The 21,881-nt window shown below is 64.8% G+C and carries 24 protein-coding genes; 11 read left to right on the plus strand and 13 right to left on the minus strand.

Annotated elements, in window-relative coordinates:
* The first annotated feature begins 251 nt into the window (after nt 1-251).
* The 4 genes from AKG11_RS03120 (at nt 252) to AKG11_RS03135 (ending at nt 4,039) form a co-directional block, all read left to right on the plus strand.
* Nucleotides 252-1,742 (plus strand): leucyl aminopeptidase, encoded by a 1,491-nt coding sequence (locus AKG11_RS03120; protein WP_023512334.1) that lies wholly within the window; start codon nt 252-254, stop codon nt 1,740-1,742.
* 7 nt (nt 1,743-1,749) lie between these two features.
* Nucleotides 1,750-2,199 (plus strand): DNA polymerase III subunit chi, encoded by a 450-nt coding sequence (locus tag AKG11_RS03125; RefSeq protein ID WP_050742901.1) that lies wholly within the window; start codon nt 1,750-1,752, stop codon nt 2,197-2,199.
* Between the two features lie 53 nt (nt 2,200-2,252).
* Nucleotides 2,253-2,654 (plus strand): MarR family winged helix-turn-helix transcriptional regulator, encoded by a 402-nt coding sequence (locus AKG11_RS03130; RefSeq protein WP_050742902.1) that lies wholly within the window; start codon nt 2,253-2,255, stop codon nt 2,652-2,654.
* An 89-nt stretch (nt 2,655-2,743) separates the two neighbouring features.
* Nucleotides 2,744-4,039: an MFS transporter gene (locus tag AKG11_RS03135; RefSeq protein WP_023512331.1), complete on the plus strand. Its 1,296-nt coding sequence runs from the start codon at nt 2,744-2,746 to the stop codon at nt 4,037-4,039.
* Nucleotides 4,040-4,090: 51 nt separating this feature from the next.
* Here AKG11_RS03135 and AKG11_RS03140 read toward each other — a convergent pair whose 3' ends face one another.
* Nucleotides 4,091-5,017 carry a Gfo/Idh/MocA family protein gene (locus AKG11_RS03140; protein ID WP_050742903.1) on the minus strand — a complete coding sequence of 309 codons (927 nt, stop codon included), beginning with the start codon at nt 5,015-5,017 and terminating at the stop codon, nt 4,091-4,093.
* A 247-nt stretch (nt 5,018-5,264) separates the two neighbouring features.
* Between AKG11_RS03140 and AKG11_RS03145 the strand changes: the two genes are divergently transcribed.
* From AKG11_RS03145 to AKG11_RS03155, 3 genes are all read left to right on the plus strand, one after another.
* Nucleotides 5,265-5,840, plus strand: coding sequence for a TRAP transporter small permease subunit (locus AKG11_RS03145; RefSeq protein ID WP_050742904.1), 576 nt, complete (start codon nt 5,265-5,267; stop codon nt 5,838-5,840).
* Nucleotides 5,837-7,630 carry a TRAP transporter large permease gene (locus AKG11_RS03150; protein WP_023516230.1) on the plus strand — a complete coding sequence of 598 codons (1,794 nt, stop codon included), beginning with the start codon at nt 5,837-5,839 and terminating at the stop codon, nt 7,628-7,630. Before AKG11_RS03145 ends, AKG11_RS03150 begins: the two co-directional genes overlap by 4 nt.
* 106 nt (nt 7,631-7,736) lie before the next feature.
* A complete protein-coding gene (locus tag AKG11_RS03155) occupies nt 7,737-8,111 on the plus strand; it encodes a VOC family protein (RefSeq protein WP_050742905.1) in 375 nt (124 codons plus the stop codon).
* Nucleotides 8,112-8,191: 80 nt separating this feature from the next.
* On the opposite strand, the gene AKG11_RS03160 is transcribed toward AKG11_RS03155, so the two are convergent.
* A complete protein-coding gene (locus tag AKG11_RS03160) occupies nt 8,192-9,298 on the minus strand; it encodes a TRAP transporter substrate-binding protein (protein ID WP_023516232.1) in 1,107 nt (368 codons plus the stop codon).
* 249 nt (nt 9,299-9,547) lie between these two features.
* On the opposite strand from AKG11_RS03160, the gene AKG11_RS03165 reads away from it, so the two are divergent.
* Complete coding sequence (locus tag AKG11_RS03165; RefSeq protein WP_050742906.1) at nt 9,548-10,390, plus strand: GNAT family N-acetyltransferase; 843 nt, start codon at nt 9,548-9,550, stop codon at nt 10,388-10,390.
* A gap of 6 nt (nt 10,391-10,396) precedes the next feature.
* On the opposite strand, the gene AKG11_RS03170 is transcribed toward AKG11_RS03165, so the two are convergent.
* The 5 genes from AKG11_RS03170 to AKG11_RS03190 all read right to left on the minus strand — a co-directional run bounded on the left by AKG11_RS03170 (nt 10,397) and on the right by AKG11_RS03190 (nt 15,569).
* The gene (locus tag AKG11_RS03170) at nt 10,397-11,224 is read right to left on the minus strand and encodes a polysaccharide deacetylase family protein (protein ID WP_050742907.1); all 828 of its coding nucleotides are present in this window, start codon (nt 11,222-11,224) and stop codon (nt 10,397-10,399) included.
* Nucleotides 11,225-11,310: 86 nt separating this feature from the next.
* Complete coding sequence (locus tag AKG11_RS03175) at nt 11,311-13,197, minus strand: ABC-F family ATP-binding cassette domain-containing protein (RefSeq protein ID WP_050742908.1); 1,887 nt, start codon at nt 13,195-13,197, stop codon at nt 11,311-11,313.
* 106 nt (nt 13,198-13,303) lie between these two features.
* Nucleotides 13,304-14,383 (minus strand): GGDEF domain-containing protein, encoded by a 1,080-nt coding sequence (locus AKG11_RS03180; RefSeq protein ID WP_023516345.1) that lies wholly within the window; start codon nt 14,381-14,383, stop codon nt 13,304-13,306.
* 193 nt (nt 14,384-14,576) lie between these two features.
* Nucleotides 14,577-14,861, minus strand: coding sequence for a hypothetical protein (locus AKG11_RS03185; RefSeq protein WP_023515476.1), 285 nt, complete (start codon nt 14,859-14,861; stop codon nt 14,577-14,579).
* Nucleotides 14,862-15,059: 198 nt separating this feature from the next.
* Nucleotides 15,060-15,569, minus strand: coding sequence for a DinB family protein (locus AKG11_RS03190; RefSeq protein WP_023515477.1), 510 nt, complete (start codon nt 15,567-15,569; stop codon nt 15,060-15,062).
* A 134-nt stretch (nt 15,570-15,703) separates the two neighbouring features.
* Here AKG11_RS03190 and AKG11_RS03195 point away from each other — a divergent pair, with 134 nt between their 5' ends.
* Both AKG11_RS03195 and ndk read left to right on the plus strand, forming a co-directional pair.
* On the plus strand, nt 15,704-16,393 hold the full coding sequence (locus AKG11_RS03195; protein WP_023515478.1) for a glutathione S-transferase family protein: 690 nt from the start codon (nt 15,704-15,706) through the stop codon (nt 16,391-16,393).
* 105 nt (nt 16,394-16,498) lie between these two features.
* Nucleotides 16,499-16,921, plus strand: coding sequence for a nucleoside-diphosphate kinase (ndk, locus tag AKG11_RS03200; protein WP_050742909.1), 423 nt, complete (start codon nt 16,499-16,501; stop codon nt 16,919-16,921).
* Nucleotides 16,922-16,991: 70 nt separating this feature from the next.
* On the opposite strand, the gene AKG11_RS03205 is transcribed toward ndk, so the two are convergent.
* From AKG11_RS03205 to AKG11_RS03215, 3 genes are read right to left on the minus strand one after another with little or no spacing between them, the layout of a single operon-like run.
* On the minus strand, nt 16,992-18,401 hold the full coding sequence (locus AKG11_RS03205) for a hypothetical protein (RefSeq protein ID WP_023515480.1): 1,410 nt from the start codon (nt 18,399-18,401) through the stop codon (nt 16,992-16,994).
* Nucleotides 18,402-18,460: 59 nt separating this feature from the next.
* Nucleotides 18,461-18,967 carry a hypothetical protein gene (locus AKG11_RS03210; RefSeq protein WP_050742910.1) on the minus strand — a complete coding sequence of 169 codons (507 nt, stop codon included), beginning with the start codon at nt 18,965-18,967 and terminating at the stop codon, nt 18,461-18,463.
* Nucleotides 18,964-19,518, minus strand: coding sequence for a CGNR zinc finger domain-containing protein (locus AKG11_RS03215; RefSeq protein WP_050742911.1), 555 nt, complete (start codon nt 19,516-19,518; stop codon nt 18,964-18,966). The genes AKG11_RS03210 and AKG11_RS03215 overlap by 4 nt, the downstream gene beginning before the upstream one ends.
* Before the next feature lie 116 nt (nt 19,519-19,634).
* Here AKG11_RS03215 and AKG11_RS03220 point away from each other — a divergent pair, with 116 nt between their 5' ends.
* Complete coding sequence (locus AKG11_RS03220) at nt 19,635-20,531, plus strand: branched-chain amino acid ABC transporter permease (RefSeq protein ID WP_050742912.1); 897 nt, start codon at nt 19,635-19,637, stop codon at nt 20,529-20,531.
* Nucleotides 20,532-20,537: 6 nt separating this feature from the next.
* Here the strand turns inward: AKG11_RS03220 and AKG11_RS03225 are convergent, their stop codons facing one another.
* From AKG11_RS03225 to pgsA, 3 genes are read right to left on the minus strand one after another with little or no spacing between them, the layout of a single operon-like run.
* Nucleotides 20,538-21,002: a molybdenum cofactor biosynthesis protein MoaE gene (locus tag AKG11_RS03225; RefSeq protein WP_050742913.1), complete on the minus strand. Its 465-nt coding sequence runs from the start codon at nt 21,000-21,002 to the stop codon at nt 20,538-20,540.
* Nucleotides 21,003-21,005: 3 nt separating this feature from the next.
* Nucleotides 21,006-21,260 carry a molybdopterin converting factor subunit 1 gene (moaD, locus tag AKG11_RS03230; RefSeq protein WP_050742914.1) on the minus strand — a complete coding sequence of 85 codons (255 nt, stop codon included), beginning with the start codon at nt 21,258-21,260 and terminating at the stop codon, nt 21,006-21,008.
* A gap of 1 nt (nt 21,261) precedes the next feature.
* Nucleotides 21,262-21,846 (minus strand): CDP-diacylglycerol--glycerol-3-phosphate 3-phosphatidyltransferase, encoded by a 585-nt coding sequence (pgsA, locus tag AKG11_RS03235; RefSeq protein ID WP_023515486.1) that lies wholly within the window; start codon nt 21,844-21,846, stop codon nt 21,262-21,264.
* Between the last annotated feature and the right edge of the window lie 35 nt (nt 21,847-21,881).

A 21,881-nucleotide genomic window follows, 5' to 3' on the forward strand; every position in this document is an offset into this window, starting at 1 on the left:
CCGACAAGCGGCTCCGGCCTCGTGCGGGGGCACCCATCGGAACAGCCATGGGCATATAAGCTTTCTTCAGGCTGATGCCATAGGCGGGAGTCTCTCCGGCCAAGGAAAATTTATGGCGAACAAGCATGCCTAACCATCTGTAAACAAGGTGTCGCATCTTGCCAAGCGCCGCAAAAGCGACAAGGAATTGATGAGATTGGCGGCCTCCCTGGCGGGATGACAGGCCTGCCGGCATTCATTCGGAGTAAGTCATGGCTTCCAGATTCGACATCGGTTTCGCAAAGACGGCACGCGCTTCGGGCGGCCTTGCGATCCTCCTGCAGATTGCGAACGAGACCCCGGCCGGTCTCGGCGAGGTCGATCCGGAAGGTGTCGTCACCCGTGCGGCGGGTGTTGCGAAATTTTCGGGCAAGGCGCTGAAGACGCTCGACGTTCTGGCGCCGCACGGCGCCCCTGTCGACCGCATCCTCGTGCTGGGCCTCGGCGAGGCGGAAAAGCTGGTGGCTCATGACTGGCTGAAGGCCGGCGGCGCCGCTGCCGGCAGGATCGGCCGCGCCGAGAAGGTGACGATCTATCTCGATGCGCCCGGCGCCACCGTGACGGCAAAGAACGCCGCCGATTTCGCCCTCGGCATGCAGCTCGGCGCCTACAGCTTCGACACCTACAAGACGAAGAAGAGCGACGACGACGAGGCGAAGAACGGCAAGGCCGTCAAGGTGACGGTCGTCACCGCCGTGGCGAGCGCCGCCAAGAAGGCGAACGAGGTGTCCGATGCCGTCGCCGAGGGCGTGATTCTCGCCCGCAACCTCGTCAACGAGCCGGCCAACGTGCTTGGCCCCGTCGAGTTCGCCGACAAGGCCAAGGCGCTCGAAAAACTCGGCGTCGAGGTGGATATTCTCACCGAGCGCGAGATGAAGAAGCTCGGCATGGCGGCGCTGCTCGGCGTCGCGCAGGGCTCCGTGCGCCCGCCGCGCCTCGCCGTCATGCAGTGGAAGGGCGGCAAGGACAAGGATCGGCCGATCGCCTTCATCGGCAAGGGCGTCGTCTTCGATACGGGCGGCATCTCGATCAAGCCGGCCGCCGGCATGGAGGACATGAAGGGCGACATGGGCGGCGCTGCCGCCGTCATCGGCCTGATGCACACGCTTGCCGCCCGCAAGGCGAAGGCGAACGTCGTCGGCATTCTCGGACTTGTGGAAAACATGCCCGACGGCAACGCCCAGCGCCCGGGCGACATCGTCAAGTCGATGTCCGGCCAGACGATCGAGGTCATCAACACCGATGCCGAAGGCCGCCTCGTGCTGTGCGATGCGCTCTGGTACTGCAACGAGACCTTCAAGCCGCAGTTCATGGTGAACCTTGCAACGCTGACCGGCGCGGTCATGGTTGCGCTCGGCAGCCACCATGCCGGCCTGTTCTCCAACGACGACACGCTCTCCGCGCGCCTCACCGCCGCCGGCCTTTCGACGAATGAGCGCCTGTGGCGCATGCCGCTCGGCCGCGAATACGACAAGATGATCGACAGCAAGTTCGCCGACATGAAGAACACCGGCGGCCGCTATGCCGGCTCGATCACCGCCGCGCAGTTCCTGCACCGCTTCGTCAAGGACACGCCCTGGGCGCATCTCGACATCGCCGGCACCGCCATGGGCTCGCCGACCGACGAGATCAACCAGTCCTGGGGCTCGGGCTTCGGCGTGCGCCTGCTGGATGAGCTGGTGCGCGCGAACTACGAAGGGTGAGGAGAGGGTGAGCGAAGTCCTCTTCTACCACCTGACCGAATCGAAGCTCGAGGATGCGCTGCCGCCGCTCGTCGACAAGAGCCTCGAGCGCGGCTGGCGCGTCGTCGTGCAGACCGGCGATGCGGAGCGCCGCGATGCGCTCGACACGCATCTTTGGACCTTCCGCGAGGACAGTTTCCTGCCGCATGGCACCGACGAGCAGGCCTTTCCCGCCGAGCAGCCGGTGCTGCTGACCACCGCATTCGACAATGCGAACGGTGCGACGGTGCGCTTCCTCGTCGCCGGTGCCGCGCCGCCGCCGCTCGATGCCTATGAACGCGTCATCTTCATGTTCGACGGCTACGATCAGGTCGAGGTGGAAACAGCGCGCGAGCACTGGAAACGCCTGAAAGGCGAGGGGCACCAGCTCACCTACTGGCAGCAGAACAGCGACGGCCGCTGGATGAAGAAGGCCTGACCGCGTTGCGGCAGGCCTTGCTTCCGGGAGTTTGTGGGTATATACCCGAAAAAATGTCCAGGGATCTCTGTCACTGCATCGTGCTGCGCAAGGCCTCGCGACGGGTCTCGTCCTACTATGACGAGGCGCTGGCGCCGCTGGGGGTGAACATCGCGCAGTTCAGCCTGCTCCGAAATATCCATCGCATGGCGCCCGTCTCGCTGACGGATCTCGGTACGCGTGTCGAGCTCGACCGGTCGACGGTCGGCCGCAACGCCAAGGTGCTGGAGCGCATGGGGCTGATTGCGATCCAGCCCGGCAAGGACCAGCGCGAGGCGGTTCTGACCATCGCAGAACCCGGCCACGCGGTGCTGCGGGAAGGCTCGCCGCTATGGGATGGCGTGCAGGACGCGATCGAAGCCCGCTTGGGTCCCGACGGTACGGAACGGCTGCGGGAACTGCTCGCGGCGCTCTGAGTTTTTGGCTTGAAAGGGGTATATGCCCGCTAATGCGGGCATATACCCGAAAATCGCGCTGCATAGCGCAGGTGGGAAGGGATTTACGGATGTTCTCGACAGGCGTCGCCCGCTGGATGGCCGGCCGCAATCTTCACTACGGCTGGATGGTGGCCGCGACCACCTTCCTCACCATGCTGGCCACCGCCGGCGCGATGGGCTCGGCCGGTGTCATGATCCAGCCTCTGCACGAGGAGTTCGGCTGGGATATTGCCGACATCTCCTCGGCCATGGCCGTGCGGCTGGTGCTCTTCGGCCTGCTCGGCCCGTTCGCCGCCGCCTTCATGAACCATTTCGGCATCCGCCAGGTGGTGTCGACGGCGCTCGCCCTCATCATGGGCGGCATCGTCGCCTCCTTCTTCATGACGGAGGTCTGGCAGCTCCTGCTGCTCTGGGGCGTCGTCGTCGGGTTCGGCACTGGCATGACGGCGCTGGTGCTGGGAGCGACTGTCGCCGCGCGCTGGTTCGCGAAACGCCGCGGCCTCGTCGTCGGCCTGATGACGGCAAGCAGCGCCACCGGTCAGCTCGTTTTCCTGCCGCTGCTCGCGGCGCTTACGGACGCCTATGGCTGGCGCGCGGCCCTGACGCTCGCCGTCGCCGTCATCGCCGCGGCCATGGTGCTCGTCCTTCTCCTGATGCGCGATCATCCCGCCGATCTCGGCCTGCCCGCCTATGGCGAGACGGCGGTCGTCCGTCCGCCGAAGCAGGATCACAATCTTCGCGCCACGCTGCTTGCGCCGCTCGTCACGCTGAAGAGCGTTTCCGGCAACGCGGTGTTCTGGGTGCTGTTCGGCACGTTTTTCGTCTGCGGCCTCTCGACCAATGGCCTCATCCAGACGCACTGGATTTCGATCTGCGGCGATTTCGGCATGGCGGCGGTCACGGCGGCCGGCACGCTTGCTGTCATCGGCATCTTCGATTTCTTCGGCACCGTCTTTGCCGGCTGGCTCTCCGACCGCTACGACAACCGCCTTCTGCTCTTCTGGTTCTACGGGCTGCGCGGCCTCTCGCTGCTCTACCTGTCCTTTTCCGGTTTCAGTGTGGTGGAGCTGTCGGTCTTCGCCGTCTTCTACGGCCTCGACTGGGTTGCCACCGTGCCGCCGACCGTCAAGCTCGCCGCGGAGAATTTCGGCCGCGAAAAGGCCGGCCTCGTTTTCGGTTGGGTCTTTGCCGGCCACCAACTCGGTGCGGCAACGGCGGCTTTCGGTGCCGGCTATCTCAAGAGCGACTACGACACCTACATGCCCGCGCTGCAGATCGCCGGCCTGATGTGCCTTCTTGCGGCGCTTTCTGTCCTGTTCCTCAAGCGTCCCGATCCGGCCCCGCTCGCCACGCAGGCGGGGTGAACGAAGCCCTGACGGAGAAGGCCCGCCGGGAGGCGGGCCTTTGCATGCAGGCTAATCGTAGAACATGTCGACGAACTTGCGCCGCCCGAGCATGAAGGCGTCGGCGACGTGGCGCAGCGGCGCGAGATCGACATCCGATTGCCCGGTCTTCACCAGGTCGGCGAAGCGCCTGTAGAGCGTCGGATACTCCTGTTCCGGCTCGTCATGCACCAGCTTGCCGTCGACGGAGAGCTTTGCGCCGCCCTCCGACAGGACCATCTCGCCCGCCTCGGTCTGCGCAATGATGTCCCAGCTCTGCTTGCCGGTCTGCCGCCAGTCGAATTCGGCGGCGAGGTCGAGACCCCTGGCGTCAGTGAAGGTCATCGCGGCGGCGATCGGCGCATCGCGATTCTCCGGGAACTCCAGCGTGGCCGCGGTGATGAAGACCGGGCGCGGCAGGATATGGGTGACGATGGAGAGCGCGTTGATGCCCGGATCGAAGACGCCGAGGCCGCCAGCCTGCCAGATCCATTCCTGGTTCGGATGCCAGTGGCGCACGTCCTCCTTCCAGATCACCCGCATGGAACGGATCGTCGTGCCGGCGAGGAAGGCCCTGGCCGCCTCGACGGCCGGTGCGTAACGCGAATGCCAGCTGGCAAACAGCGACAGGCCCTTCGATGCCGCCAGTGCCTCGAGGTCGGCGACTTCGGAGAGCGTCGCGCCCGGCGGCTTTTCCAGGAAGACGTGTTTTCCGGCCGAAAGTGCCTTTTCCGCCGCCTCGTAGCGATATTGCGGCGGCATGCAAAGCGAGACGGCATCGATAGCGGGCGCTTTGGCCAGCATCTCGTCGATCGACTTGAAATTGTCGATTCCATCGACCGTGCCGTGGCGGCTCGCCGCCGCGATCAGCTTGTAGTCGGCATTCTTCGCGACGGCCGGAAGATGCTGGTCGCGCACGATCTTGCCGACGCCGACGATTGCGAGATTGATCGGGGACATGGCTCCGTCCTCATTTGTATGATGATTTGGCGCTGTTGTAGCAGAACCGCCGAAGGGGGCAAGGGCGCGGTTGCGCCCATATCTGCCTATCGTTTGTGCAATGCGGCCGAAGCCGTATTCGCCTTTCGTCTAATGCAGGCCCTCAGGCCGGGAAAACCGGGCCGCGGACTTGAAACGAGCCTTGAAATCGGCACTCTGGCTGTGCTTGGCACCAAAGCAATAACATACCAAGCGGGGAGGAGTTCTCATGAAAGCGCTGCTGGCCTTCAGCCGGCTCATCGACGTGATCACGGAAAATATCGGGAAGGCCGTTGGCTGGCTGATCCTGATCGCCGTGCTCGTCAGTGCCGGAAATGCCATCGTCCGAAAGGTCTTCAACACATCGTCCAACGCCTGGCTCGAGGCGCAATGGTATCTGTTCGGCGGCGCCTTCATGCTCGCCGCCGCCTACACACTGTCCCAGAACGAGCACATCCGCATCGACGTGGTTTACGGCAAGTTCTCGCGCCGGGTGCAGCACTGGATCGACCTGCTCGGCCATTGCCTCTTCCTGATGCCCTTCGTGCTGTTGATGGTCTACTTCCTCGTGCCCTATGTGCTGATGTCCTATCGCTCTGGCGAGGGCTCTTCCAGCGCCGGCGGCCTCATCGTCTGGCCGGCGAAGGCGATTCTCCTCGGCGGCTTCCTGCTGCTGGCCTTCCAGGGTGTCTCCGAGATCATCAAGAAGATCGCCATCATGCGCGGCGACATGGAGGACCCGACGCCCTACGTGCCGACGCACGCGCCGCTCGATACGTCCGTCGCAGGGGAGAAGGGCGCATGATCGAGTTCATTGCGGAAAATCTCGCGCCGATCATGTTCATGTCGCTGATCGTGTTCCTGCTGCTTGGCTACCCGGTGGCATTCGCGCTCGCGGCGAACGGCCTGCTCTTCTTCGTCATCGGCGTGGAACTCGCGCCGTTTTCCGACACGATCAACCTCTCCTGGCCGCTTCTCAACGCGATGCCGGAGCGGCTCTGGGGGGTGATGTCGAACGACACGTTGCTCGCCATCCCCTTCTTCACCTTCATGGGGATCGTGCTGGAGAAATCCGGCATGGCCGAGGACCTGCTCGACACGATCGGCCAGCTCTTCGGGCCGATCCGCGGCGGTCTTGCCTATGCGGTCATCTTCGTGGGCGCGCTGCTTGCCGCCACCACCGGCGTCGTCGCCGCCTCGGTCATCGCGATGGGCCTCATCTCGCTGCCGATCATGCTGCGCTACGGCTATGACCGGTCCATCGCCTCGGGCGTCATCGCAGCCTCCGGCACGCTGGCGCAGATCATCCCGCCGTCGCTCGTCCTCATCGTGCTCGCCGACCAGCTCGGCCGCTCGGTCGGTGACATGTATGCCGGTGCGCTCATTCCGGGTCTGGTGCTGACCGGGCTCTATATGGGCTACATCCTGCTGATGACCTTCCTGAAGCGGGACTCGATGCCGGCGCTGCCGCTGGAGGCGCGTTCTCTCGGCTCGGGCGTGACGTCGCTCGCCATCGCGCTCGCCGTCGCGGCCGGTTTTGCCTATGCGGCACATATCTATCTCTATCCGACGCAGGGCGAAAACGCCGACATTCTCGGCGGCACCGTCGGCGTCATCTTCATCTACATCGTGGCGGTGGCGGACAAGACGCTCAACATCAACATGATGTCGCGGCTGGCCCAGCAGGTCATCATCGTGCTGATCCCGCCGCTGGCGTTGATCTTCCTCGTGCTCGGCACGATCTTCCTCGGTATCGCGACGCCGACGGAAGGCGGCGCCATGGGCGCTGTCGGCGCCCTCGCCATGGCGGCGGCCAAGGGCCGGCTTTCCCTGGAGGTCATCCGCTCGGCGCTGACGGCCACAACCCGGCTTTCGGCCTTCGTCTTGTTCATCCTCATCGGTGCGCGCGTCTTCTCGCTCACCTTCTACGGCGTGAACGGGCACCTGTGGGTCGAGCACCTGCTGGTCTCGATGCCGGGCGGCGAGACGGGCTTCCTGATCGCGGTGAACGTGCTGGTCTTCTTCCTGGCGTTCTTCCTCGATTTCTTCGAGCTCGCCTTCATCATCGTGCCGCTGCTCGCGCCGGCCGCCGACAAGCTCGGCATCGACCTCATCTGGTTCGGCGTGCTGCTCGGCATCAACATGCAGACGAGCTTCATGCATCCGCCCTTCGGCTTTGCGCTGTTCTACCTGCGCTCGGTCGCGGCCAAGGTGCCCTATCTCGACAAGGTGACCGGCAAGGTGACCCAGCCGGTTACGACGGGGCAGATCTACTGGGGCGCCGTGCCCTTCGTCGGTATCCAGATCCTCATGGTGGCGCTCACCATCCTCTTCCCGGGCATGGTCATGCACTACAAGGGTGAGGGCAGCGGCGTCGATCCGGCGACCATCAAGATCGAGGTGCCCGGCTTCGGTGGCAGCGACGGCGGCCTGCCCGGCCTGACACTGCCCGACAATGGCGGCGGCCTCGGCCTGCCGGGCGGCCTGCAGCTTCCCGCCGGCAATCCGCTGGAAGGCGGCGAGCAGAAGCCGGCCGAGCAGGGCGGAGAGCAGAAGCCCGCCACGGACCTGTCGAGCCCGCCGTCCTTCAACTGACGGGAACGACCGGGAGACGGACATGGGAACCGCCTGCAGCCGACGGGTTGCAGGCGGTTTTTCTTTTCCGCATTCTGCTTCCGCGGATGCCACGGGAGGAGTGTCGATGCGCTTTGTGAACCCCATCCCCTTCGTCCGCGATATCGCGCGTTCGAAGGCGTTCTACCGGGACAGGCTCGGGCTCGTGGTGCGGGAGGATTTCGGAAGCTTCGTGCTCTTCGAGACGGGCTTTGCCCTCCATGAGGGGCCGGCATTGGAAGAGACGATCTGGCAGGAGGCCTCCCCGGGAGACGAGCCCTACGGGCGGCGGAACCTGCTGCTCTACTTCGAACACGAGGATGTCGATGCGGCCTTCGACGCCATCGCGCCGCATGTGGACCTGATCCATCCGGTCGAGCGGCAGGCCTGGGGGCAGCGCGTCTTCCGCTTCTACGACCCCGACAGGCATGCGGTCGAGATCGGCGAGCCGCAGACCCTGTGAGGTTATTGCATGGTCGTGTGGCAAAGAAAAACCCCGGAGCATCGCTGCTCCGGGGTTTCTGCATCCCTATTCCGGCAGGCTTACAGCTTGTTGCTGCGCTGCTGGATCATCATGAAGGTATCGTAGTTGTATTCGGCGATCTGGGCGTTGAGGTAGTACTCGCCGCGGAAGGCCTTGATCGATTCCCAGATCTTCTTGAAGGTCGGGTTCGAGGCTTCCATCTCGGCATAGACCTCGTTGGCGGCGTCGAAGCAGGCCGAGAGGATTTCCTGGCTGAACGGGCTGAGCTTCGCGCCGGCGGCGACGAGGCGCTTGATGGCCGAGGGGTTCAGGTAGTCGTATTTCTGCAGCATGTTCGCGTCAGTCGCCTGGCAGGCCGTGCGCAGCAGCGACTGGTAGGCCTTCGGCAGGCCGTCGAAGGCCGCCTTGTTGAACATGGCATGCACCGTCGGGCCACCTTCCCACCAGCCGGGATAGTAGTAGTAGGGCGCGACCTTGTAGAAGCCGAGCTTCTCGTCGTCATAGGGGCCGACCCATTCTGCGGCGTCGATCGTGCCCTTTTCGAGCGAGGGATAGATGTCGCCGCCGGCGATCTGCTGCGGCACGACGCCGAGCTTCTCGACGACCTTGCCGGCAAAACCGCCGATGCGCATCTTCAGGCCCTGCATGTCGGCGACAGTCTTGATTTCCTTGCGGAACCAGCCGCCCATCTGCACGCCGGTATTGCCGCCGGGGAAGCCGACGAGGCCCTGGGTGGCGAGGAATTCGTTGAAGAGGTCGATACCGCCGCCATGGTACTGCCAGGCGTTCATGCCGCGGGCGTTGAGCGCGAAGGGCACGGCCGCGCCAAGCGCCCAGACCGGGTCCTTGCCCCAGTAATAGTAGGAAACGGTGTGCGCGGCCTCGACGGTGCCGGCGGACGCAGCATCGGCGGCCTGCAGGCCGGGCACGATTTCACCGGCGGCGAAAACCTGGATCTGGAAGTTGCCGTCCGTCGCTTCGGAGACGTATTTCGACAGCACTTCGGCGCCGCCATAGATCGTGTCGAGCGATTTGGGGAACGAGGAGGCGAGGCGCCAGTTGATCTTGGGATTGCTCTGCGCGATGGCCGGGGCCGCAAGCACGGTGGCGGCCGCACCGCCCACGCCGGCAACACCGGCCTTCTTCATGAATGAACGACGATCCATAGTTTTCCTCCCAATGGCGAGCGGTGGTTTTTCCGCCCTTTGTCATCGTCGGAAACCTAACCATGTCGGCAAGGGGGTTTCAAGCCGAGGTGGGGAAGAAGGTGAAAGCCTCTTCTACAACTTTCGTCTTAGACGGCGATTCTCCGCTATCTGCCTGTTTTTTGAGCTTTTCCGGCGGTTTTCCGCAAGGTTGACAGCCTCTCGCGCGGTTGAAAGATTGAGCGCGGAGTATGGGATGGAAGGCACGGCATGGATATCGAGATTCGCAGGGCCTATCGCGACGAGCTGGTCGACATCCTGGAGCGGGCTGCCGCAGAAGGGTGGAACCCGGGCCTTGGCGACGCCGCGCCGTTCTGGGCGGCGGACCCCGAAGGCTATCTCGTCGCCGAAGCGGACAAGCGCGTCGTGGGTACGATCTCGCTCGTGCGCTACGGTGCGGACTATGCCTTTCTCGGCTTTTACATCGTGGATCCGCAGGTGCGCGGGCAGGGCGTCGGCCTGCGCCTCTGGAATGCGGCGATGGATCTGGCCGGCGGCCGCCTGGTCGGCCTCGATGGGGTCGTCCCCCAGCAGGAGAATTACCGCCGATCCGGCTTTGCCTACGCCCACGCCAATATCCGCCACGGGGGCCGGGTGGAGAGCGCCATGCCGACGGATTCGCGGCTGACGCCGGTCTCGCCCGTCCACATGCCGCTGATCGTCGACTACGATGCGCGCTTTACTCCGGCGCGCCGCGAGGCATTCCTGCGCGAATGGCTGAAGGAGCAGGAGACGCGCCAGAGCGTGGCGCTGCTGCACGGCACCGGCATTTCCGGCTACGGCACGATCCGCGCCAGCAGGGAGGGCTTCAAGATCGGCCCGCTGTTCTCCGACACCGATGTTGGCGCCGAGGTGATCTTCCGGGCGCTGGTCGCAAGCGTCGGCGGCGGGGAGATTTTTCTCGACATCCCCGCGCCCAATGCTGAGGCCAAGGCGCTTTGCGTGCGCCATGGTCTTTCGCCGGTCTTCGAGACCGCGCGCATGTACCGGGGCGCGGCGCCGGACCTGCCGCTCGGACACATCTACGGGATCACGAGCTTCGAGCTCGGCTGAGCGGCCTTACCGGTCTGCCAGGGCGAGCAGTTGCGGTTCCGTGCCGCCCCTGTGGCGCAGCGTCACCACCGAATAGCCTTCCGCCTTCAGCCGCGCGAGCAGCGAGGGCAGCACGGCAGCGGTCCGCTTGTGGATGTCGTGCATCAGGATGATGCCGCGGCCGCGCTTGCGCAGGCCCTGCATGGTGCGGCTGGCGACGGAGGCGGGCGTCACCTTGAAGTAGTCCTTCGAATCGACATCCATGTCCATGACGATGGTGCCGCGACGGGATACGGCGCTGCGCAGCGCGGACGTATCCGCGAGATAGGGGAAGCGGAAGAAATCCGGCTGGCGCGCGGTGGCGCGTTCCACGGCCTTCTCGCCCTTGCGGATTTCCGCCATGGCCGCCTCGAAGGCGAGATAGCGCAGATTGGCATGGCGATAGGTGTGGCTGCCGACGGTATGGCCGCGCGCCACAACCTTGCGGGCGATTGCCGGATAGGCGTCGGCCATCTGGCCGACCATCAGGAAGGTCGCCTTCACGCCATAGCTGTCGAGCGTGTCGAGGATCGCTTCGGTGCGGCCGGGCACGGGGCCGTCGTCGAAGGTCAGCACAACCTCCTTGTGCTTCAGCTTCAGGTCGCCGAGCGAGGCGACAGCGAGCGTGCGCCCGGCAAGGCCTGTTCGCCCGGCCCAGCGAGCCGGCGACATCGGCACGGGATCATCCGCGTCGAGCTTCTTCGCCGTCTCGGCCTCGGCAAAGGCGGTCTGGGTGGACGAGCGCGGCTTGGTCGTGTTGCAGCCGGCAAGAACGGAGAGGGCCGCCAGGGCGGCAAGAAGCAGGCGGCAACGCATCGGGAGCACTCGCAAGGCAATGATCTTGCGAGAACTTTTGTCAAATCATGGTTAATGAAGCGTTGCGCGGCCGGAAGGAAGGCGCGTTACCCGGCCATCGCCTCCTCATATTCCGCCGAAAGTTCCAGCCACTGTTCCTCGGCATCGTTGAGCTTGTCGGCTGCCATCGAGCGCAGCTTGGCCTTCTCCGCGGCCTTGGCCGGGCTCTTCTCGTAGAGCGCGGGATCTGCAAGCTCCACGTCAAGAAGCTGAATCTGCTTCTGCAGCTTTGCCGTCAGCGATTCGATTTCATTGATCTTTTTCTTCAGCGGGGCGAACTGCGCGCGCCGGTCCGCATTCGCCTTGCGCAGATCCGCCTTGCTGGCCTCGCCGCCGTTCGGGGTGGGCTTGTCCTTGTCGTCCCTCTTGCCGGACTGGACGATGAGGCTGCGATATTCCTCCATGTCGCCGTCGAAGGTTTTTACCGTGCCGTTGTTGACCAGCCAGAGCCGGTCGACGGTCGCCTCGATGAGATGCCGGTCATGCGAGATGAGGATGACGGCGCCCTCATAGTCGTTCAGCGCCTCGATCAGCGCACGACGGCTGTCGATGTCGAGATGGTTGGTCGGCTCGTCGAGGATGAGCAGGTTCGGCGCGTCGAAGGCCGCAAGCCCCATCAGAAGGCGCGCCTTCTCGCCGCCCGAGAGATCCTTGGCGGCGGTCGACATTTTTTCCGTTGCAAGCCCCATCTGGGCAACGCGGGCGCGCACCTTCGCTTCCGGTGCCTCCGGCATCAGCCGGCGCACATGTTCGACCGGCGACTGGTCCGGAATGAGGTCGTCGAGCTGGTGCTGCGCGAAGAAGCCGATCTTCAGGCCCGGCGCGCGCTTCACCGCGCCCGATTCGGCCTCCAGCCGGCCGGAAATGAACTTGGCGAAGGTCGACTTGCCGTTGCCGTTCGAGCCGAGCAGGGCGATGCGATCGTCGTTGTCGATGCGAAGGTTGATCTGCTTGAGGATCGGCTTGCCCGGCACATAACCGACCGTGCCGCCCTCGATCGCGACGATCGGCGAGGCCGGCTGTTTCTCCGGCTCGGGGAAGGTGATCGGCTGTACATGCGTCTCGACGACGGCGGCGACCGTGCCCATGCGCTCCAGCGCCTTGACGCGGCTCTGCGCCTGCTTGGCCTTGGTCGCCTTGGCCTTGAAGCGGTCGATGAAGCTCTGCAGGTGTTTGCGCGCGGCCTCGTTCTTGGTCTTGGCCTTCATCTGCAGTTCGTCGGCCTCGGCCTTCTGGCGCTCGAACTGGTCGTAGGAGCCGCGGTAGAAGGTGAGCTTCTGCTGGTCGAGATGCACGATGGCGTTGACGGCGGTGTTGAGCAGGTCCCGGTCGTGGCTGATGATGATGACCGTGTGCGGATAACGCCTCACATAGTCCTCCAGCCAGAGCGTGCCTTCGAGGTCGAGATAGTTGGTCGGTTCGTCGAGCAGCAGGAGGTCCGGCTCGGAGAACAGCACGGCCGCCAGCGCCACGCGCATGCGCCAGCCGCCGGAAAAGCTCTTTGCCGGGCGCTGCTGCGCTTCATGGTCGAAGCCGAGGCCTGCGAGGATGCTCGCTGCGCGCGCTTCCGCCGAATGGGCGCCGATATCGCCGAGGCGCGTCTGGATTTCGGCGATGCGGTGCGGGTCGGTCGCGGTTTCCGCTTCCTTCAGGAGGCTCGCGCGCTCCTTGTCGGCAGCGAGCACGATCTCGATCAGCGAATCGTCCGTGCCCGGCGCCTCCTGGGCCACCTGGCCGATGCGCGCGTTCTTCGGCAGCGAAATGCTGCCGGCCTCGGAGGCGAGCTGGCCGGTGATGACGCGGAACAGCGTCGACTTGCCGGTGCCGTTGCGGCCGACAAGACCCACCTTCACCCCGCTCGGCAGCGAAAGGGAGGCATTGTCGATGAGGAGACGCCCGGCAACGCGGGCTGTGAGGCCGGAAATCGTGATCATGCCGGGTCTATAGAGCAATTTCCGCAAAAGTGCGAAGCGGTTTTGTGCCCGGAATTGCACCAAAAGGGACAGGCTGTTGGGGAACGATGCTCGCGTGCCGGCGGTGTCAGGCGGCCGCGCCGCCGCGATAGCCCCGGCCGGCCCGGTCGGAGACTTCCGCCGAGTAGATTCTCAGCGCAATGCCGGCGTCGCCCGCATAAGCGAGTGCCTGCTCCGCCTGGTCGTAGAACACGGCTGGCGTCGCAGCCGCATCGCTCATCGAGACGCCGGCCGTCAGCGTCAGGAAGCCGGCGGGCAGTTCGCGGTCCATGAAGGGGAAGGGCTTTTCCGCGACGCGCACGGCAATGCGCCGGGCGATCGTCACGGCGATCTCGCGGCTGACATCCGGCAGCAGCAGGCAGAAGACATCCGGCCCGGTGCGCGCGACGAAATCACCCTTCTTGACCGAGCGGCGGAAGATGGCGGCAAGCCGCTTCAGCGTCTTTTCCGCAGCGCCCGCGGGATGGGTCTCGGCAAATTCCTTGAGCTGCTCGACGCGGAACATCAGCAGGCCGGCGGTCCCGCTCGCCGCCTCGGTCTGGTAGAAGACCTTCAGCCGGCCGAGCAGGGCGGCATGATTGCCAAGGCCGGTCACGGGATCGTGGGTCAGCGCCTCGCGGCTGACGGAAAGACCCGAGCGTAGTCCGTCGAGATGGGCCTGCAGGTCTTCTATGCGCGCGGTAGCCGAGCGATCGGCGCCGAGGATGTCGCGCAGGATCGACAGGAGCCGGACCGTATCGCTGGAGAAATCGGAAATGCCGAGCACCGGGTCCTTGCGCATGCGGGCGGCGATTTCCTCCAGCTCCTGCAGGGCGACCGCGCGGTTGCGCCGGCTGGCTTCCGCCGCCGCCGAGATTTCGGTGAGCACCCGCACGGCCTCGCCTGCCGCCTGGCCAGCGGCGAGCACGTTGTGGCTGGGCAGGGAGTGGCGCAGCGCGATCGAATCGAGCGCCGCCTGTTCCGGTGCCTTGCCGAGTGCCGCGATCTCACGCGCCACGCTCGCATTGCCGTTCAGCGCCTCGAACAGCAGTTCATAGTTCCGCGGCAGGCCGGCTATGCCGAGATTGGCCATCACATGTGCGATGCGCGCCGTGATCGGCGGAACGGCGGGCTGCGTGTTCGGGGTGGTGCTGTCTTTGCTGCTCATGGAACGCCGTCGGGTGCTGCGCGGGCGGGCGCCGGCGCGGGAAGGGAACGATCGGCGTAACTATCGGATTGCGCGGTTAATTTTGCGTGTGCTGAAGAAAAATTCAGGCCAAAGTTGATAATGCGCAAGACGGAAGAGGCGGTGTGCGGCGGCATCCTGTGGACGCCGCCGCACGAGGGTATGGTTCAGAACCTCATGCCGTTCGGCGGGTAAGCGGGATCACCCGCATCACCTGTCCGATCACGGTCGAGCGGGCCGGTTCCTTGGTGCGGGGCGCGCGATTTTGCTGGAGTTCGCGCATCGCCGCCGCATATCCCTCCGCGCGCGCTTCCTGCAGCGCCACGTCAAGGGTCTTCTCGATCACCGGATAGCACTCCTCCGGCAGATAGGCATTCGGGGCGTCCGTGCCGTAAACCCGTGCCATCTTGCAAAGCGTACTGCCGAGCAGGGCTGCCCACTCTTCGGTCGTTCTTGCCATTTTTCTTCCCTCTTTCAGGAGAGGCCTGTGCCGTCCCGCATCAGCCTCAATGGCAGCGACTATCCCATTACCGATCGCCCGTGCCTGTCACTTAGGTGACAGGACGAAGCAGCCCCCTTAATCGATGCCGAGCGCTCCCATACACCCCAAGTGTATCACCACTATTGCAGGAACAGGAAGGGTCACTCGCCCTAAAATTTATAGGAATTCCTTTCCTTCGGTGCGCGCGAAGTAGATGAGATCGAGCGTAATGCTCGGCCCGCCGACCGCTGTCAGCATGCCGTGGCACTGGCCACGGTGGTGGGTCTGGTGGTTGAACATGTGGGTGAGGGCGGGGCGAAGCGGATGGGTGATGACCGTCGGATTGGTGAGCGGGCTATAGGTGAAATCGGCGGCGATCGTCTCTTCCGAAAGCGAATCGGCATAGGCGACCAGCCGGGCGTCCTCCGCCTGTCGCGCCGCCCAGAGGCCGGAAAAATCCTCGTGGAGGATCGTATCGAGGCGCGTCGGGGCATCGCCTATGCCGGTGAAGCGTTTCATCCAGATGCGGTCGGCCGTGAGCAAATGGTTCAGCGTGCGGTGCAGCGAGCCGAAGAAAGTGCCGGTATCCCGACGAAACGCGTCGTCGTCGAGCTTGCCGACTTCGGTGTAGAGCGTACGGTTGGCCCAGGCATTGTAGGCGGCGAACATGCGGTAGTGGTCGAGCATTGCAGTCTCCATGATCTGACCGAACTATAACCGAAGCGCGGATGGGCCGCGTGAATGCCACCCATGAAATTATGTGATTTGCGTAAGGCGTCATCCTGCGGTCCTATGGCGGGAAACCGAACGAAGAGGCTTTGATGACCCGACTGCTCTATGCGCTTTCCGGTGCCGACCGGACCCGCCAGTTTTCGCCCCATGTCTGGAAGACGGTGATGTCGCTCGCCCACAAGGGCCTTGCCTATGAGACGGTGCCGGTCGGCTTTACCGAGATCCCGGCCATCGAGGGCGGCAGCACGGCGACGGTGCCGCTCCTGCGCGACGGTGACCGGCTGGTGCGCGACAGTTTCGACATCGCGCTCTATCTCGACGAAGCCTATCCCGACCGTCCGTCGCTGTTCGGCGGGGAGGGCGGAAAGGCGATGGCCCGCTTCATCGAGAGCTGGTCGCAATCGATCCTGCACATGGCCGTCACCCGCATCGCCATCCTTGACATCCACAATCTCCTGGAGCCGGCCGACCAGACCTATTTCCGCCGCAGCCGCGAGGAACGCCTCGGCGCCTCGCTTGAGGAGATCGCGGCGGCCGGCAAGGCGGAGGTCGAGGGCTTTTCCCGAAAACTGCAGCCGCTGCGCAACATGCTAAAGATCCAGCCCTTCATCGGCGGCGAAGGCCCGCTCTTTCCTGATTATATCGTCTTCGGCGCGCTGCAATGGCTACGCACGACGGCGGGCACGAAGGTGCTGGAGGAGGGCGATCCCGTTGCCGACTGGTTTGCCCGCTGCCTTGATCTGCATGGCGGCGTCGGCCACCGTGTGACGGCGGCGTGAAACTTTGCCGCTGGCGGCGCCAATCGCGGCGCCCCTCTTGTTTTGCCGGTCGTTGGCGGCTATGGAACCGGCCACTTTCACCGGAAAACCAAGGGAAACGGGAAAATGGCGATTGAACGCACCTTTTCGATGATCAAGCCGGACGCGACGAAGCGCAACCTGACCGGCGCGATCACCAAGATGCTCGAAGACGCGGGCCTGCGCGTCGTTGCTTCCAAGCGCGTCTGGATGAGCAAGCGCGAAGCCGAAGGCTTCTACGCCGTTCACAAGGAGCGTCCGTTCTTCGGCGAGCTCGTTGAAGGCATGACCTCCGGCCCGACGATCGTCCAGGTTCTGGAAGGCGAAAACGCCATCCTGAAGAACCGCGAAGTCATGGGCGCCACCAACCCGGCCAATGCCGACGAAGGCACGATCCGCAAGACGCACGCCCTGTCGATCGGCGAAAACTCGGTTCACGGTTCGGATGCTCCGGAAACCGCTGCCCAGGAAATCAAGTACTGGTTCTCCGACACCGAAATCGTCGGCTGAATCGGTTTCTCCGGCTCCGGCCGGAAACCTTTGACGGAACTTGAAAACCGGGGCCGAAAGGCCCCGGTTTTTATTGTGCCGGGTCGAACTTGAAGAGCGGCTGGCCGGCCAGGAGCAGTGCTTCGGCCGGGTGGTGCATGTAGCTCTGGCAGCCGCGATCGAGGCGCATTGCAAAATCGGTGGCGATGGCAAGCTTCGTTTCGGCTGGCTCGACGGCAAGGACGAAATCGGCAAGACGGGCATGATCGCCGGCGGCAAACAGCAGCTCTGCGACGATCGGCGCCTTTACAGGGTCTTTTGCAAGCGGCGTCAGCGGTACGGATGTCAGGGATTTTGAAAGCTCCGCCCACAACGGCCATTCCGCCTGGAATTTCAGGCTGACATCCGTCGGCGCCTCCGGGAGGACATCGGACTTGCCGGTGAGGTAGGGAGCAAGCGCGTCGATGGCCACGATCCGGTCGATGAGGTCCCGTATCGAGACATTGCTGGTCGGGGGAACGACGCGGCGCGTATTGATAGGCATGCTTTCGAGCGTCGTATCGACCACGGCGGGATCGGGCACGGCAGCGCGAAGGGTCCGATAGGCCAGCAGCCATGCAGGATCCAGAAGGCCTTCCGGCTTGATCCGCCCGGCCGTGATCTCGGCCAGAACCGCCGTCGCCGCCTTTTCCGCGGAGGCGACATCGCCGGTCTGGTTCAGATAGGTCATCAGGAAATCGCGCTCCGGCTCCTTCGCGGCCATAATCCAGATGGCATGCAGGCTTTTCTGCGTCGCCTGCATTGCGGCATCAGGCACCGGGATTCGCGGCAAGGCCGGGTTGCCGACCAGCGCCGGCGCCCAGCTCCACATGCGCGTCAGGTCCGCGAGCATCGCTGCCTCGGGAAAGCCGGCAACGAAGACCGGCCAGGCATTCGGGTCGCGCTGGCTCGCGACGAGCCCCGCCTGAAGGAAGAACAGCTTGTGGCGGCCTGCCGATGCGGCGAGCTTGGCCTTCTCCTCGTCGGGCCGGTCTGCAATGGCGGGCACGATCCGCCCGCTTATCGGGATCTGCCGTTCCGGCGGTAGGCTGGCGATGGCGGCCAGCAATTTGTCGCCATCGCCATGCACCAGGATTGCCCGCACGGTGGAGATCAGCCCGTTCAGTTGAACCGGATCGGCGTTGCCCAGCGCGTCGAACCCGTCTCGCGCTCCATCGATGGCGCCTGCAAGATCGATGGCTTCGCGCACGCCGGCATCGCGCAGTCCGTGGGCGAGCTTGGTCGCCTCGTCCATGGAAAGGCGGCCGTAGCGGATTTTCAGATAGGCGGCTTCCGCCCCGAAACCGCGCGCTTTCAATCGCGGCAGTTTTTCCCGGTCGGCCAGCACCGTATCAGAAAATGCAAGGATGACGGGCTTTGCTGGACAGGTCGCGGCTTCCTCGGCATAGGCCGCAGGAGAGAAAACGGACAGGCCGAGAACCAGGGCAGGCAGGAATCGCATCGGTCCGATCCTCCGGGAAGCAGCTTTGGAGGGAACGCACGAACCCTGACGAATATTCGTCAGTCGGTGGGGCAGGTCGCCATTTCGAAATGCGCCGGCGCCTTGCCGTCCTTGAACACCTCCGGGTTCTTGTCGTAGCCGGGGCCGACGACCAGCGCCTTTGCCGGCAGGATGCTCTGGTCGACATTGGACGTAACCTGGGTTTCCAGGCTTTGCAGCACCGCGCCGTCTGGCCCGACGACCCGGATGGTCACCTTGTAGGGAACGCCCTTCTTCACGCAGGAGATGTCCGGACTCTCCAGCGCGACGCGGGTGAGGTTGGCAAACAGCTTGCGCTCCAGCGTCAGCGGCGCGCCGCCCGCCGGGTTTTCGAACTCGGCCCGGACCATGGAGCCTTCCGGTACCGGTTCTGTCCGGTCGAGCGTCACCATGTAGGTGGCGTAGGCGAGGCGGTAGTTGAAGACGAACATCTTGCCCGTCAGCTTGAGCGGATCCGGTCCCGTCTCGCGCTGGCAGGCGGCAAGCGAAAGCAGGAGCGGCAGCAGGATCAGCCAGGACGCTCTCATGGCCCTTTCTCCTCGCGGTTGCGGTGATAGTGGCGGCTGGCCTTTGCCCGGTTGCCGCAGACCGCCATGTCGCACCAGGCGCGCGAACGGTTGCGGCTGCGATCGAGGAAAAGCCAATGGCAGTTCGGGCAGATTTTCAGGCGCTCCGACTCGGGCTGCGCGAGCAGGAGCAGGGCCGAGCGCGCCGTCGCGGTATCGAGCGCCTGCGGCCTTGTACCCGAGCGACGCAGCGTGGCGGCGATGGCCTCCAGGAGACCGGCAAGCAGCGCCGGCGTTCCCTGGCCCAGCACTTCGGCACGAAAATGCCGGTCGATCGCCTCGCGCAGCGCGAAAAGTCCCGCGCGTGCATCTTCGCGCACCGGTTCGAGCGAGCCGAAAAGTGCGCGCTCCGCCCCGTGCCGGCCTGCTCCGGCGGGGAAGGCGTCCATGACGACAGGATCGGCGAAACGGTCGATCCGCCGCTCGGGATCACCGCGCAGCACGACCGAATTGGCGACATCGAGGGCGAGTGCGCCGCCGGAGAAACGATGCGGGGTCCAGGAAAAGGTCATGCGATATTCTAACTGGTAAAAGTACTTTTGCCAGTTATAATTCCGTATGGATCCAGGAGGACGGGGAGCGCCCTTCCGGGCGGCGTGCGTGACAATGCGGGAAACCTGGAACCGCCATGGCCTATTTCCTCCAGCAGATCGCCAATGCCGCGCCCGTGGCCGCGCTCTATGCGGCGCTCGCCTTCGGCTATTCGATCGCCTTTGCCGTAACGCGCCGGGCGGATATCGGCTATGGCGCGCTCTTCGCCTTCGCCGCGCAGATGTTCATCCTGTTTTCCGGGTACGGCTGGGATCGGCTCTGGCTGGTGTTGCCGGCAGCGCTCGGTTTCGGTGCGGTCGTCGCGCTGCTTTACGGCGTCGGAGCAGGCCTCGTCATCGGGCGCCATGTCATGCGCCCGCTCGCCTTCTCCTCGGACAACACGGTGGTGGTCGCCGCGCTCGGCGTCGTTCTGGTGCTGATGGAGACGGCGCGGCTCGCCTCGGACACGCGCAGCCTCTGGCTGCCGCCCTTTCTCAACACGCCGGTCGTCCTGTGGAGTGATCCGGCCTTTCCCGTCGCGCTGACGGTGCTGCAAATGGCCAACACCCTTGCCATGGCCGCTATCGTTCTTGCCGGCCACGTCTTCCTCGCGCGGTCCGCCTGGGGCCGGCGCTGGCGGGCGGTTTCGCAGGATCGGCGGGCGGCGGAGCTCTGCGGCGTCGATGCTGCGGGCGTCTACCTTTCGGCCTATGCGCTGGCGGCGCTGATCGCCAGCCTCACCGGCATCCTTGCCGTCTCCTATTACGGCAACATGGATTTCGGCGGCGGCCTCGTCTTCGGGGTGAAGGTGCTGTTCATCGCCGCCATCGGCGGGGCGGGCACGCCGCTGCTCTCCGCCCTCGGCGGTGCGGCCATGGGCCTCGCCGAAACGCTCTGGAGCGCCTATGGCGATTTCCTGTGGCGGGATCTGGTGATCTTTTCCGCGCTGGTGCTGCTGCTGGTGATCTTCAGGCGCGAGCGGCCGTCGCCGTGAGGGACGTTACGACCACTTGTTCCGCGCCCGGTCGTCGCTTTCCTTGGCATCCACCCAGCCGCCCTCGCGGCCGTCGGCAAAGTGCTCCTTCTTCCAGAAGGGGGCGGAGGTCTTCAGATAGTCCATGACGAAGGAGGCGCCGTCGAAGGCGGCATGCCGGTGCGGGGCGAGTGCGATGACGAGCACGATGTTCTCGCCCGGTGCGATCTTGCCGACGCGGTGGATGGCGGTGATGCCGAGAAGGGCGAAGCGCTCGACGGCCTCGCGGCAGATGCGGCCGATTTCGGCTTCGGCCATGCCGGGATAATGTTCGAGCTCAAGGGCGGACAGCCTGCCGCCCTCGTCGCGACAGAGGCCGGTGAAGGTGACGATGGCACCGGTATCGCGCCGGCCGGCAGTCATGCGTGCAGCTTCCGCGGCGGCGTCGAAATCCGCCGGCTGGACGCGCACGGTGACCGGGACGCCGGCCACCGCTCAGCCTCCCGTCATCGGCGGGAAGAGGGCGATCTCGCGGGCGCCGAGAATGGGCTCGTCATGCTCGACATGCTCCTGGTTGATCGCGATTCGGATAACCGTCTCATGCTCCAGCGCGTGGGCATAGTCCTCGCCGAGCGTCTTCAGATAGGCGAGCAGGTCGCCGCCGGTCCTGACGGAGGCGGGCAGGGCGATCTCTTCCTCGCCCTTGCCGATCCGTTCGCGCACCCAGGCGAAGTAGACGAGCTTCGTCATCTCACTCGTCCACGATGTGCTTCAGGCCGACGCGGAAATAGTCGTAGCCGGTATACATGGTGATGAGGGCGGCGGCCCAGAGCAGGGTGATGCCGATCTCCGTCGTGTATGGCAGGATCTTGTCGCCGGCGGGGCCTGCCAGAAGGAAGGCGATGGCGAACATCTGGATCGCCGTCTTCCACTTGGCGATGCGCGTGACGGGTACGCTGACCTTGAGGTCGGCGAGATATTCGCGCAGGCCCGAGACGAGGATCTCGCGGCACAGGATGATGATCGCGGCCCAGATCGTCCAGCCGGCGATGGTGCCGTCGGCGGCCATCAGCAGCAGCACCGAGGCGACCAGCAGCTTGTCTGCGATCGGGTCCAGCATGCGGCCGATGTTCGACGTCTGGTTCCAGATGCGGGCGAGGTAGCCGTCAAGATAGTCGGTGATCGAGGCGACGACGAACAGCCAGAAGGCCGCCCAGCGCGCAAAGTCCGACGATTCCAGCCGCCCTTCGACGAAGAAGCAGAGAACGATCAGGGGCACGGCCACGATGCGGGCGTAGGTGAGGAGGTTCGGTATGCTGTATGCGCGGGAAGCCATGGATTCTTCAGTCTCGACAGGTTTGCGGCTAGATG

Source organism: Shinella sp. SUS2 (assembly GCF_001262505.1).
Classification (GTDB): domain Bacteria; phylum Pseudomonadota; class Alphaproteobacteria; order Rhizobiales; family Rhizobiaceae; genus Shinella.

Coding starts and splice junctions, on each gene's coding strand:
- AKG11_RS03120 (WP_023512334.1), top strand. CDS start 252: ATGGCTTCCAGATTCGACATCGGTTTCGCAAAGACGGCACGCGCTTCG.
- AKG11_RS03130 (WP_050742902.1), top strand. CDS start 2,253: ATGTCCAGGGATCTCTGTCACTGCATCGTGCTGCGCAAGGCCTCGCGA.
- AKG11_RS03135 (WP_023512331.1), top strand. CDS start 2,744: ATGTTCTCGACAGGCGTCGCCCGCTGGATGGCCGGCCGCAATCTTCAC.
- AKG11_RS03140 (WP_050742903.1), bottom strand. CDS start 5,017: ATGTCCCCGATCAATCTCGCAATCGTCGGCGTCGGCAAGATCGTGCGC.
- AKG11_RS03145 (WP_050742904.1), top strand. CDS start 5,265: ATGAAAGCGCTGCTGGCCTTCAGCCGGCTCATCGACGTGATCACGGAA.
- AKG11_RS03150 (WP_023516230.1), top strand. CDS start 5,837: ATGATCGAGTTCATTGCGGAAAATCTCGCGCCGATCATGTTCATGTCG.
- AKG11_RS03155 (WP_050742905.1), top strand. CDS start 7,737: ATGCGCTTTGTGAACCCCATCCCCTTCGTCCGCGATATCGCGCGTTCG.
- AKG11_RS03160 (WP_023516232.1), bottom strand. CDS start 9,298: ATGGATCGTCGTTCATTCATGAAGAAGGCCGGTGTTGCCGGCGTGGGC.
- AKG11_RS03165 (WP_050742906.1), top strand. CDS start 9,548: ATGGATATCGAGATTCGCAGGGCCTATCGCGACGAGCTGGTCGACATC.
- AKG11_RS03170 (WP_050742907.1), bottom strand. CDS start 11,224: ATGCGTTGCCGCCTGCTTCTTGCCGCCCTGGCGGCCCTCTCCGTTCTT.
- AKG11_RS03175 (WP_050742908.1), bottom strand. CDS start 13,197: ATGATCACGATTTCCGGCCTCACAGCCCGCGTTGCCGGGCGTCTCCTC.
- AKG11_RS03180 (WP_023516345.1), bottom strand. CDS start 14,383: ATGAGCAGCAAAGACAGCACCACCCCGAACACGCAGCCCGCCGTTCCG.
- AKG11_RS03185 (WP_023515476.1), bottom strand. CDS start 14,861: ATGGCAAGAACGACCGAAGAGTGGGCAGCCCTGCTCGGCAGTACGCTT.
- AKG11_RS03190 (WP_023515477.1), bottom strand. CDS start 15,569: ATGCTCGACCACTACCGCATGTTCGCCGCCTACAATGCCTGGGCCAAC.
- AKG11_RS03195 (WP_023515478.1), top strand. CDS start 15,704: ATGACCCGACTGCTCTATGCGCTTTCCGGTGCCGACCGGACCCGCCAG.
- ndk (WP_050742909.1), top strand. CDS start 16,499: ATGGCGATTGAACGCACCTTTTCGATGATCAAGCCGGACGCGACGAAG.
- AKG11_RS03205 (WP_023515480.1), bottom strand. CDS start 18,401: ATGCGATTCCTGCCTGCCCTGGTTCTCGGCCTGTCCGTTTTCTCTCCT.
- AKG11_RS03210 (WP_050742910.1), bottom strand. CDS start 18,967: ATGAGAGCGTCCTGGCTGATCCTGCTGCCGCTCCTGCTTTCGCTTGCC.
- AKG11_RS03215 (WP_050742911.1), bottom strand. CDS start 19,518: ATGACCTTTTCCTGGACCCCGCATCGTTTCTCCGGCGGCGCACTCGCC.
- AKG11_RS03220 (WP_050742912.1), top strand. CDS start 19,635: ATGGCCTATTTCCTCCAGCAGATCGCCAATGCCGCGCCCGTGGCCGCG.
- moaD (WP_050742914.1), bottom strand. CDS start 21,260: ATGACGAAGCTCGTCTACTTCGCCTGGGTGCGCGAACGGATCGGCAAG.
- pgsA (WP_023515486.1), bottom strand. CDS start 21,846: ATGGCTTCCCGCGCATACAGCATACCGAACCTCCTCACCTACGCCCGC.